The sequence below is a fragment of the Arthrobacter ginsengisoli genome, from assembly GCF_031456935.1.
GTDB lineage: Bacteria > Actinomycetota > Actinomycetes > Actinomycetales > Micrococcaceae > Arthrobacter > Arthrobacter ginsengisoli.
Genome location: NZ_JAVDVQ010000002.1, coordinates 152,146 through 164,046, shown reverse-complemented (window position 1 = coordinate 164,046; position 11,901 = coordinate 152,146). Strand labels below are relative to the sequence as shown.

Below are 11,901 nucleotides of genomic sequence, written 5' to 3'. Positions count from 1 at the left end.
CTGCCCCGGAGGATAGCAGCGGGCCGGGTCGGTCAGCCGAGCCGGGCGTGTTCCACTGGTCCGGAGATGACATCTTTGAGTTCCGACCTGCTCGCGACGTGGAGTTTCGCATACACCTGGTACAGGTGTCCCTCAACCGTGCGGACGGACACGTGCATCTCATCGGCAATCTTCCGGTTGGAGGTACCTGCTGCTGCCCTGACCGCCACCTCGGATTCCCGGGCTGTCAGCGTCGAGGTAAGCAGCGAGATTACGCCGTTCCGTGGGTTCCCGAACCGGTCCTCCAGGGATTGCTGAGTACGCTGGGCCATCCTGAGGGAGATGCGGTTTCCGGCATCGTTGGCGCAGCTGACGGCCTTTCTGGTCACGTCCCTGGCGAAGACCCCGTGTCCGGCCGCGTCGGCGTCCTTGGAGGTTGCCAGCAGTTCCTCACTGTCGGCGTCCTTCAACCCTCCGGCGAGCCGTGCGCACAGGCCGGCAAAGTGCCCGGTGACCTGGCCTGCCAGATCGCTGAGCTTCTGGCTGGCCTGGCGGTCGCCCAGCCGGGCCACGGCCGAGAGGAACTGGAGTCCGGTAGCAAGCGCGGAGGCTTCGCTGTCGATGTCGGCCTCGAGCTTCAGGGCGCGGAGGGCCTCGGTCTTCTGGCCGATTTCCGCTTTGGCGGACAGCTCGAAGTAGCGCGTGATCCGTTTTACCAGCCACGGTGCCCGGGGCAGCGGCTCTTCGACTTCGATCAGCAGGGCCGCCGCTTTGTCCTCATCACCCTGGAGTGCGAAGGCGTAGGCGCAGGCTGCGGCGGCGAGGCCGGCGACAGCATCCGGATCGTGCACGCTGAGCTGCCAGACCGCGGCCTGCAACCGCTCAAGTGCCTGGCTGAGGTGGCCGCGATGAAGGTCGATGATCCCCTGTCCGATCTCGAACATGCCGCCCAGCCTGGCCTGCTCGTCCCAGGTCTCCGAGGTGCCCGCAATGAAGTCTGCGGCCTCCCGGAACTTTGCCGACAGCAGCAGGAGCAGCAGGAACCGGCCCCTGATGTCGCGGATCGAGCCGTCGGACAGATCCAGGGCGGCAGCGGCAAGAAGGACCTGTCGGCCCAGCCCTACAGCGCCAAGGACATCGCCCGTGACAGCCCTGGCCTCACACAGCAGACTTGCCGCCATGATCTTGGCCTCGCTGCCCAGGTCGAGGGAATCCGCATGCTGGAACATTTGCAGGACGTCGCCGTACCGGCCTTCGAACACGGCCAGCTCGGCATAGGCCAGCCGCACCCGCTCAGCCACGGCCTCCGGCTCCGCCCGGGTGTCTCCGTTGTCTCCGGACATCGTGAGCCGCAGCTCGATTTCCTGCAGCCTGGCCAGGGCGCCAGCCGCCGCTGCGGGACTACGCCTGTCCAGCTCCGCCCACAGCAGCTGAAGCGAGGCCCACTCATCCAGCGCCAGACCGCCGCCGGCCTGCTGTTCAACTTCGGTCAGAATGCGGCGGGCTGCTTCGTCGTTATGCAGCGAGACATGCGCCCGGGCGGCTTCGACGGCGACTTCCGCCAGCTTCTCCCGTCCGGCTATTTCCCGGGTGAACCTCAGGGCGGAGTGCGGGTCGGAGGCCTTGTTCGCGAGGCGCGCCGCTGCCAGGGCCAGCCGTGGATCCACCTCTTCGCCGCAGTCCAGTGCCCAGGCGACCGCCGTGGAACCCGCGTATTCGTCCAGGTCCAGGTCCTGGAGCACGGCGCCCAGCCGACGGCGGAGCTCCGCACTGCGGCCGGGCGGAACGACGCTGGCGACGATTCCCGCGGTGACCGGGTTGGCGATGCTCACCATGGGTGGATGTTCATGGCTGACGCGGATGAGCGCCCGCTCCTGGAGGGTATCGATGTCCTGCGCCTTGGACACGTTCATCAGCGTCTGCAGAGGCAAGGCTCCGGCGAGCGACAGCAGTTCAAACACATCGCGCTGGCCCGGGCTAAGCCGGTTGAGGCGTGCCTTCAGCACATCCCGGATCTCACCGGCCAGCGCCACCGGGCGGTCCCCCAAAACCCAGGAATCCTCGTGGCGGACGATTGTCCCCAGCTTGATCTGCTCCCGTGCCAACGAGTGCAGGAAGAGCGCGTTGCCGCCGCTGGCATTCCAGAGGGCGCGCGCCGCAGTGTGGGAGAAGTGACCGCCGTATTCCTGGGCCAGGCTGTCCGCCGTCTCGCTGAAATCGAACGGGCCAAGGTCCACCCGGCGCAGCAGGTCGTCCTTCCAGAGACCCATGATGTCGCTGCCCAGATTGGGCAGGTCAACGCACGCGGCGAGCAGCAGGACGTGGCCTCCCGCACAGAGCTGGGCAACCATCATGGTGGAAAGTTCGTCCAGATCGTGGGCGTTATCGACGAAAAGTACGACGCTGCGGCCCTGGGCGCGGGTGTGCAGCAACTGGGTCAGCCCCCGCAGCACCATCAGCGGGTGCTCAAGGTGGGAGGCATCGAGTTCGTTAAGAAGGACGCTGAGGGCGCCGTACGGCAGCTTCGAGGAAATGGAGCTGCCCCGGACCTGTACAACCAGGAAATCATCACCGAGCTGTTCAAGGGCACGCTGGGCAATAAAGGACTTTCCGGCTCCGTGTTCCCCCACAATCACCGCCCCGCAGCCCGAGCCCGAGGTCAGGGCCGCCACAACGTCGTCGACTGTCTGGTGCCGCGTGTACTGCTTCTCGTGCCACCCCTTCCCCGGATGCTGGGTGGCTGAAATCACATCTGTTCTGCCGCTGCCCGCAGGCAGGCCGGCTTCTTGCTGAAACATGAGAGAGACCTTCGCAATCAAAGTATTGACTACCGATAGGTCCAACATATGGAAAGCGGGAATTTTCGGGATGCGTATGTGCTACTCGATTACGATCGCAGTAGTGGGCCCTGGGCTACGTAGGTGTACTCAGAATCTGGCGGCCGCGGGGGTTTCCCAAACCAAGTAGTGGGAATCGTCGCGCCGGGACCGGCGGCAGGAAGCTCTACTTTCCGCCGGCGGGACGGTCTGCTCCGCATCTGCGCCCCACGTCCGGGAGGGTCCACGTCCGGTGGGGTCCACGTCCGGTGGGGTCCGCGCCCGGGAGGGTCCGCGTCCCGGCCCGATGATGCCTTCCGGTTGCCGGCACAGTCTTGGCACGGCCGCCCGGCCTGCGGGCGGCCGAGCCAGGACTGGGACCGCTGAAACTTAGGGAGCCGACGGCGGCTGGGGGGAGGAACCTCGGTCTCAGAAGGTTCCGACGCCGTCGGCTCCGTCAAGGGGGTTCACGCCTCGGCGGGAACCATTTAGGGAGACCATTTTCGGACTGTGATTAGTATCTATTGCACCCGGGCGGACCATCGTTCCCCACGCCGGGGATCCTGGCAGCTTCATCGGAAGGGCTGTGCCGCATCCGCGTTGATGGCTCCACGTTCAAGATCCTTTGTCGGGTGGTTCCTGGTGCTGACTACAATCTAGCGAACCGGACGGCAATGGCGCACCGGTAGTCCGTACTCGAATTCGGAACGGGTAACGAACGAAATGCTGATCGAGGGTACTTGCCCCTGCGGCGGGCCTCCGACGCTGGCGCAGTCCGGCTACGCGGTGCCCGTACCCGGCCGCCCCCACGCCTACTTGCAGGCCCCCACTGGCTACGCACACCGGGGCCGGGATGTGCCGTGGATCCCGCAGCGTGCCGGGGATGCGCTGCGCAGCGGAGGTCAGCAAGGCCGCCCACTAGGAGGGGGACACTCCGGGCAGCTGGTCCCGGCCTTTGACGTTGAGCTTGGCGTAGCTGCGGTATAAATGGCCCTCGACCGTACGGATGGATACCTGCAGTTCAGCGGCAATCTGGCGGTCGCTGAGGCCCCGCACGGCCAGCGCCACGATGTCGCGCTCCCGGCGTGTCAGCAGACCAAGGGCGTCGCTCTCGGCCTCATGTTCCTGGCCGTCAACGCTGTCCGCCCGGTCCAGGCACCGCTTCCGCTGCGACATTGCCATCCGTTCGCGCAGGGTGTCCCCGGCAGACCGGTATCCGTTCGCGGCGGCATCATAGGCAAGAGCCGCGAAGCCCCAGAGCTCGGCTTCTTCGCAACTCTTGCCCGCTTCCAGATGGTCCGCGGGCAGGTCGGTGCTGATCGCCGCCGCGTAGCGACAGATCGCGGCGGCCCTGGGTCCCTCCAGCCCTTCCTCCAGTTCCAGCAACCGGGAAGCGGCATTCCGGTCCCCCAGAGCGAGGCAGAAGGCCAGGGAGTCAAACTCCAGACCGGGGGTGGAACCATCGCCAAGGGGACGGCCCAGCGCCCGGAGCTCGCCGATGGCACCGGGGTAGCTGCCCAAGCGGGCTTTCCCGTAGATGACTGCCATCTGTGAAATGATCCGCAAATAGCGTGACACCGCCCGCGGGGCTGCATCGTAGTCGGCCAGGAACGCCGCGGCGGCGTCCTTGGCACCGACTTCGGCGGCGGCGGCGAAGGCCATCGAGGCCGTCAGCGCGAAGAGCTGCTGGGGATCCGCGAGCCGCAGGGACTCCAGAGCGGCGCTGAGGGTGTTCAGCGCCTGGGCGGCCTTTCCCTGATACAGCAGGATGATGCCGTGCGCGGCGTGGACTCCGCCGCCAAAGGAGATCAGGATTGGTCCCGGCCCGGCCGCTATTTCGGCCAGGAGCACATCGGCCGCGTGCCAGTCACCACCATGGATCACGGCCGCAGCCGCCCGGGCCACAAGGAATTCCGCAAGGTAATAGAGGTCGTCGTGTCCGGTCCCTGCGGTTTCCAGGGCCTGGGACGCCGCTGCGAACGACTGCACCGCTTTGCCCTGCACCAGCAGGCGTTCCGATTCCAGGGCCAGCCTGAACGCCGCCTCAAGGGGGTTGGCCGGCGGGTCTGGCGGGCCGGCCTGTACTGCGGGATCCGTGCCGGCACCGTCCGGATACTCGCCGGCCAGCGCGAACACCATGGCGTGCATGGTGGCATACCGCTCCCTGACGGCCGCAAGGATTTCCCCGGCCTCCTCCGGGTTTTCCCTGGCCAGCCGCTCCCCGGCCGCCAGGAGGGCACCAGCGCGGTCCATGATGTCAGTCGGCGTATTGCCGAGGGCCGCCTGCACCGCCGCCCACATCAGTGTTCCGGTGAGGAGGACAGCAACGCTGCGGCCTTTGGCGAAGTCGGCCTCCAGAATGTCCCGGGCGGCCGCATAGTCCGAGGTATTGAAGTAGGTCCGTGCCGTCACGGACCGTGCCGCCACCTGCAGTTCAGGGTCCTTGACCAGGGCAGCGGCCTTACGCGCCAGCTCATCCTCATAGAGGCGGCTGGCCAGGACGGCTGCCCGCAGCAGCTGCCGGTCGTCGACCTCTGCCCCACATTCCAATGACCAGCTCACCTGGCGCAGCAGGCCCTCCGCCGACGTCGGCTCGCTGTCCATGAGCCGCAGGAGGCTCTGCCGGAGCTGGAGGCTGCGCGCCGGCGAAATCAGGTTGCGCAGGGTGTCCGCGTAGATCGAATGCCACAGCCGCAGTTGCGGGTGCGGCGCCGGCGTCACCCGGATCAACTCGTGTTCGATCAGCGCAGCCACCGGGACCACGCCCACCGTTGCCTCGATGAGTTCCCGTGACACCGGCTCGGCCAAGGCGATCAGGTTCAGGGCCTGGCGTTCGTCAGGCGAGCGCCGGAGCAACTGCCGCCGCACAACGTCCTTGAGGCGGTCCCCGTGGCTGTTGAGGGTGCGCGCGAGCAGCCACACCCCGTTGCGCTGCAGCAGCGAGCCGTCGTTCTTCGCGTCGTCGATCAGCCCGTTGAGCAGCAGGGGGTTGCCCTCTGAAGCTTCCCAGAGGATCTCGGCGACGTTCGGCAGGATCTGCGATCCCAGCGTGCGTTCCAGAATCTCGGCCGTCTGCTGCTGCGTCAGTGGGCGGAGGTCAAGGCGTTCCGCGATGCCTTCAAACCACAACTGCAGCAGTGGCTCCGGTAATCCTGGCCGGGTCGCCGAAGCCACGAGCAGTTTTGCCCAACCCGCGGCAGCGAGTTCCACCAGGATCCCGGCGGTCGACTCATCCAGGTCGTGGGCGTCGTCCACGATGAGCAGCAGGGGCTTCTGCGAGGCGCGCCGCTCTTCCTCCAGCCGGGACCAGAGGGTCCTGAGTACCGCCAGCTGGGAGGTGGCCTCCTGCACGGGCAGCCCGACAATAAAGGGACCCAGCACGCCGTACGGAACATTGGCCAGCGACGGGCTGCCGTGGATCCGGACGGGCGTGACCGCTGACTCCAGTTCGGCCACCACGGCGTCCAGCAGCGTGGATTTGCCGATCCCGCTGTCCCCGAGCAGCAGGACCGCGACGTGGGTTCCCCCCTGGATGGCCTCCACCGCCGACCGCAGGTCCTCCAGTCGTCCGACCAGGGGTGTGGATCCCTCTCCTGCGTCAGGTGCGGCTGCGCGTTTCCTAGATGAGTCCAAGCAGATCACTTCGCGAAGAAACTCCCAGCTTGGTAAACACCTGGTAGAGGTGCCCTTCCACCGTTCTCACCGAGATGCCGATGGCCAGGGCAATGTCCTTGTTCGAGACACCATTGCCGGCGAGGGTGGCTATCTGCCGCTCCCTGTCTGTGAGCAGCGGCCCCTTGTTCCTGGGCATGATCGGCAGGGCCGGTACCGCATCCGAGAGGCTCTCAAGGATGGCGTGGGCGGCACTGGCCTTTCCGCTCAGCCCCGCGGCTTTGGCGAAGTCAAAGGCGAGGGCAGCGCATCTGGCCTGGACCGCGTCGAGTTCCATGGCCGCGGACTGGGCGGCTGCCTCCAGCATGATCGCGGCATCCTTCTTGCGGCTGCCCACAGCAACGGTCCGCGACAGCTCCGCCAGCGGCCCCTGCCGCAACCCGGCGACGTCCTCCAGGAACTGGAAGTCCTTGGTTGTGCCGTTGACCGTGGCGCCGAACATGAAGATACCGGCCAGGGTGTACCGGCCGGCCCGGTAATGTTCCTCGGCGGAGCGCACCAGCCGGTCTTTCGCCTCCGGATCACCCAGCCAGCGCGAGGCCATGTCCATGCAGAAGTCCGCGGAGCTTCGGACCATGAACCGGGCCGGGCCGTCCGCTGACCGCGCCCGGTCCAGGTAGACGGTGGCCTGAACGGAGTTGCCGGTCTGGGCGTAGGCGAAAGCAGTGGCTGCGTAGGCCTGCCGCAACGAGTGCAGGCTTGCCCGGACTTCGAGCTGCGCGATCGCGGCCAGAAGCGGGTCGAGGGCCATGTAGCCGCGGCCCGCGTAGACGTACGCGAGCCCAACGGCCAGATCCGTGGGTGCGCTGCCGGAATGCAGCCCGTGGCCGGCCCGGCCGCTGGCGTCCTTGAGCATGTCGATGCTCTGGCGCCACTGTCCGGACAGCAACAGCACGTTGAAGGATCGCCAGGCGAAGTTTTCGCGGATCCGCGGAACGTTGGACCACTCCCCCAGCTGACCGCCGATGTCGCGCATCAGCTTTCGGGCGTCGATTTCCTTGCCCGTCATGCAGAGGGCTTCCATCAGGATGATCCCGGACCGGAGCCGGTGGATGGGGTTGTTCTCCTCGGCGTCGGGTGACGCCGCGGCCCTGAGCCGGTCCATCATCGGCTCATAGTCGCCGATGAAGGAGAGATAGTTGAATTCGCAGAGATCCAGGCACAGACCGGCCCGGGTCAGCTCTTGCGACGGCGCCGTCCCAGCCCGGGCCTGGAGCCGCAGCCGGGCCTGCCGGATCAGCTCGGGTACTTGGCCGGTCCGGTCCTCCAGCCACGACATGCAGTCCGCTTTCGCGGCGATCAGTTCCGCGTATGCCTCCGCTCCAAGGGTGCTCAGCTGGGCCTCGGAGACATCGTCCAGGGCGGCCATGGCCTGCAGCGGCAGCCCGAGCTGAAGGTACGCTGCTGACTTTTGCAGCTGCCCCTCGGTCCATTCCGGGTCCTTCGGGGTCAGGCTGCTGGCGCATTTGAGCGCAAACTTCGGGTCGAAGAGTTTGACGGCGGCGCCGGCGGCGGCAACGGCGTGGGCGGGAGCCAGCGGGGCGTCGCAGTCGTGGGTCCAGGCTGCGTAGGCCAGCAGGTCCTCCACAGTCAGCTCATTCAATTCGTCCTGCTGGTGCCCCGGCACCTTGTCCCGCAGCTCCAGACGGCGCTCCACGCTGAGCCAGCCGCGGACGATGTCGCCCAGATAGCGGTCACCGAGCGACACGCGGTGCCGGTCGGTCCGGTCGACGACGATCTGGCCCGCGTCCTCCATGTCCGCAATGACTCCGGGGCTATACATCCGTGCGAGCCGGGCCAGTGGCAGGGTCCGGGCGCAGGACAGTACCTCGATGAGCTCCCGGGCCACCGGTGTCTCCCGGGCATAACGTGCCCGGACGATGTCTTCCAGCGCGGTACGCCCGTCAAGGACCACCTCATCCACCAGGGTCCAGACGGATCCGGACAGAACCAGGTTGCCGCGTTCGATCTGCTCCGAGACAACGGCCTGCAGCAGGGTGGGGCTGCCACCGACGAGCTGGTGCAACTGGCTCGCGAGCGCGCTGGAAACCCGGTGCCCGAGCGCTGCTTTGAGCACCTCGAGCGTTTCGACCTCCGTGAGGTTGGCGAGCCGGACCTCGGCGAGCTGCCCGGAGGTGATGAGCCAGTAGAAGTCCGGCGGCAGGTCGGTTGTGCGCTGGGCAGTGGCGACGAGGCGTGCGGTCCGGGTCTGCAGCAGATTGAGCAGGACGCCGGTGCTCAGTTCGTCCAGGGCACCGGCGTTGTCCAGCAGGATGACGCACTGGCGTCCGGCGGCGTCGTCACGGATCAGGGACGTGATGCCGTGCAGGATGGCCGTGGGCGAGCCAAGGGAGCTTTGCGGCAGGCGGGCGAGCGTGAATGCGAGGCACCCGTAGGGGGTCGCCGAGCCCGGTCCCGCGCTGCGGAGCTGAAGGGTGTAGACATCGGGTCCGAAGCCCGCGATCGCAGTGCGTCCTACCTGGGTTTTTCCCACGCCGCGGTCACCGGTGATGACCACGCCCATACGGTCCTCCGCGAGCAGGGCGCTACGGACCCGGTCGGCGTCGGCATTGCGCGCGAGACCTGACCACCTGTGCCGGTCCAGCGGACCGGTTGCAGGTTCTTCTTCGGCGGGTGCCAATGTAGTGGAAACATTCCCCCAGCCCAGCGAATCCCTCGACATCTAGTTTCCTTCGTACCGCTTTGCGGACAGCAAAACCGAGACCGTCCGCCTAGAAGTAGCGTATCCCTATCCCCCGACATGAGAGTAGAGCGATCATATCCGCATTTCAGGAAGCATGGAAAGCAATTCGCGGGCGGGGCGTCGGCGCGTCACGCAGCGGGCCGTAGTGGATGCGGCGGGGGCATTCCGCCTAGGGTGCCTTTGCAGGGTGGAACTCCTGCTGGGCCGCAAGCAGTCCGACCCGGACCAGGGCTTCGACGGCGTCGGCCGCGGTGTCGATCAGGAAGGGCAGTTCCTTCTTCTCCGGGCCGGAAAAGTCCTTCAGCACGAAGTCTGCGGTGTCCATCCGGCCCGGCGGGCGGCCCACACCGACCCGCACCCGCAGGTAGTCCTTGGTGGCGAAGGCCTTGGAGATATCCCGCAGCCCGTTGTGGCCCCCTTCGCCGCCGCCGAACTTCAGCTTCACCGTATTAAAGGGGATATCGATTTCGTCGTGCACGGCGATGACGTGACCGGGCTCGACGTCATAAAACCTGGCCAGGGCCGAAACCGGACCGCCGGACACGTTCATGTAGCTCAGCGGCTTGGCGAGCACCACCCGTGGTCCGCCGATGCCGAACCGGCCTTCGAGGACCTGGGCCCGGGACTTGTGGGACTTAAAGCCGCTGCCGATCCTCGAAGCGAGTTCGTCGAGGACCATCTGTCCGACGTTGTGCCGGTTGTGGGCGTACTCGGCCCCCGGGTTGCCAAGGCCTACGATCAGCCAGGTGTCAGTCATGGATCAGTCTTTCGCTAAGGCGGGCCGGTTGCGGGCTGAGGGGGCGGGCGCAAGGCGGCGGAGACGACGGCGGCCGGGCCCCTGAGGGACCCGGCCGCCGGAGGATTTGCCGGAATTACGCAGTTTCGGTTGACACCGACGAACCTTCGGTGGTCTCGGCGGATGCTTCTTCCTCGGAGACCTCGGTGGCCTCGGAGATGTGCACGACGAGGGCCTCGGCGTCGGCCAGCAGGACGGAGCCGCCCGGCAGGACCAGGTCGGAAGCGTGGATGTGCTCGCCGGCGGTGCGGCCCTCGATGCTGACCTCGATGGCGGTCGGCAGGTGGGTAGCCTCGGCCTCAAGGGAGACGGTGGTCATTTCCTGGTTGTACACGTTGCCCGGGGCGAGCTCACCGGTCAGGTGCACGGGAACGTCCACGGTGACCTTCTCGCCCAGGCGGACGGTCAGGAGGTCGAGGTGCTCGATGATCTGCTTGATCGGGTTGCGCTGGATGTCCTTGACCAGGGCGAGGTGCTGTTCGCCGTTGATGTCCAGGGTCAGGAGGGCGTTGGCAACGCGGACTGCCAGGGTGGTGGACTTGGCCGGAAGGGTGATGTGCATCGGCTCGGCGCCGTGGCCGTAGATGACGGCCGGGATGAGGCCTTCCATGCGGGCCCGGCGGGCAAAGCCCTTGCCGAATTCGGTGCGTACTTCTGCTGCGAGCTTCTGCTCAGCCATGGGTATCTCCTCGTGGAATAGCGGGTGTTCAGCAAGGGCGGAGGTCTGTTTGCGACCTTCAACGCCGGGTGGCCGTGAGGCCACCCTTCCGAAGGGAGATTCAGACCCAGTCGATAACGGAGACCAGCAGTCCGGTGACCGATTAATTTTTCATTAATACGGATTACCGGCGCTCTCCCTCGCCAAGGTTTCGGTTCAACGGTACCAGTGCGGGGCCGGTTTCATGAAAACGGTCCCGCGCTGGCGGACGCTGGAGTGGGCTTAGCCCGGGGTGTCAGGCGTTGCCGTCGAACAGGCTGGTGACCGAGCCGTCGTCGAACACTTCGTGGATGGCGCGGGCGATCAGCGGTGCGATGGACAGCACGGTGAGCTGCGGGAAGCGCTTGCTGACGTCGATCGGCAGGGTGTTCGTGACGACGACCTCGCGGGCGCCGGACTCGGACAGCCGCCGGGCCGCGGGGTCGGAGAAGACGGCGTGCGTTGCGGCGATGATGACATCCTTGGCGCCGGCGTTCTTGAGCACCTGGACGGCGCCGGAAATGGTCCCGCCGGTGTCAATCATGTCGTCGATCAGGACGCAGGTGCGGCCTTCGACCTGGCCGACAACCGTCTTGGAGATGGCCTGGTTCGGGACGGTCAGGTCGCGGCTCTTGTGCACGAAAGCCAGCGGCGCACCGCCGAGGCGCTCGGCCCACTGTTCGGCGACGCGGACCCGGCCGGTGTCCGGCGAGACGACCGTGACGTTGTCCGACCCGACGCGGGTGCGGATGTAGTCCGCGAGCAGCGGGATGGCCATCAGGTGGTCCACGGGGCCGTCGAAGAAGCCCTGGATCTGCGAGGTGTGCAGGTCCACACTCATGATGCGGTCGGCACCGGCGGTCTTGTACAGATCGGCGATCAGCCGCGCGGAGATGGGCTCGCGGCCGCGGCCCTTTTTGTCCTGCCGGGCGTAGGGGTAGAACGGGGACACCACGGTGATGCGCTTGGCGGAGGCCCGCTTGAGCGAATCGATCATGATCAGCTGTTCCATCAGCCAGTTGTTCAGCGGGGCGGGGTGCGCCTGGATGACGAAGGCATCGGTGCCCCGCACACTCTCACCGGCCCGGACGTAGATCTCGCCGTTGGCGAAGTCGTAGGCATCCAGGGGCAGCAGCTCGGTTCCGAGCTCCTTGGCGATTTCCCTCGCCAGCTCAGGATGCGCGCGCCCAGCGGCAAGCACCAGCTTCTTCTCGCCGTGTGCCGTAATTTCGCTCAT

6 protein-coding genes are annotated in these 11,901 nt (G+C 66.7%); all 6 read right to left on the bottom strand.

What is annotated here, in order from left to right; all coding sequences use genetic code 11:
- Positions 1-32: 32 nt before the first annotated feature.
- The 6 genes from J2X01_RS02870 to J2X01_RS02845 all read right to left on the bottom strand — a co-directional run bounded on the left by J2X01_RS02870 (position 33) and on the right by J2X01_RS02845 (position 11,901).
- Positions 33-2,777, bottom strand: coding sequence for a helix-turn-helix transcriptional regulator (locus J2X01_RS02870; RefSeq protein ID WP_310050415.1), 2,745 nt, complete (start codon positions 2,775-2,777; stop codon positions 33-35).
- A 936-nt stretch (positions 2,778-3,713) separates the two neighbouring features.
- Positions 3,714-6,437, bottom strand: coding sequence for a LuxR C-terminal-related transcriptional regulator (locus J2X01_RS02865; protein ID WP_310050414.1), 2,724 nt, complete (start codon positions 6,435-6,437; stop codon positions 3,714-3,716).
- Positions 6,415-9,150 (bottom strand): helix-turn-helix transcriptional regulator, encoded by a 2,736-nt coding sequence (locus tag J2X01_RS02860; RefSeq protein ID WP_310050413.1) that lies wholly within the window; start codon positions 9,148-9,150, stop codon positions 6,415-6,417. The genes J2X01_RS02865 and J2X01_RS02860 overlap by 23 nt, the downstream gene beginning before the upstream one ends.
- A gap of 190 nt (positions 9,151-9,340) precedes the next feature.
- Complete coding sequence (gene pth / locus J2X01_RS02855; protein WP_310050411.1) at positions 9,341-9,928, bottom strand: aminoacyl-tRNA hydrolase; 588 nt, start codon at positions 9,926-9,928, stop codon at positions 9,341-9,343.
- Between the two features lie 115 nt (positions 9,929-10,043).
- Positions 10,044-10,646, bottom strand: coding sequence for a 50S ribosomal protein L25/general stress protein Ctc (locus J2X01_RS02850; protein WP_310050410.1), 603 nt, complete (start codon positions 10,644-10,646; stop codon positions 10,044-10,046).
- Positions 10,647-10,920: 274 nt separating this feature from the next.
- Positions 10,921-11,901, bottom strand: coding sequence for a ribose-phosphate diphosphokinase (locus J2X01_RS02845; RefSeq protein WP_310050409.1), 981 nt, complete (start codon positions 11,899-11,901; stop codon positions 10,921-10,923).

Excerpts from the sequence above, each read along its gene's own strand:
- J2X01_RS02845 (WP_310050409.1), bottom strand. The coding sequence starts at position 11,901 with ATGAGCGAAATTACGGCACACGGCGAGAAGAAGCTGGTGCTTGCCGCT.
- J2X01_RS02860 (WP_310050413.1), bottom strand. The coding sequence starts at position 9,150 with ATGTCGAGGGATTCGCTGGGCTGGGGGAATGTTTCCACTACATTGGCA.
- J2X01_RS02870 (WP_310050415.1), bottom strand. The coding sequence starts at position 2,777 with ATGTTTCAGCAAGAAGCCGGCCTGCCTGCGGGCAGCGGCAGAACAGAT.
- pth (WP_310050411.1), bottom strand. The coding sequence starts at position 9,928 with ATGACTGACACCTGGCTGATCGTAGGCCTTGGCAACCCGGGGGCCGAG.
- J2X01_RS02850 (WP_310050410.1), bottom strand. The coding sequence starts at position 10,646 with ATGGCTGAGCAGAAGCTCGCAGCAGAAGTACGCACCGAATTCGGCAAG.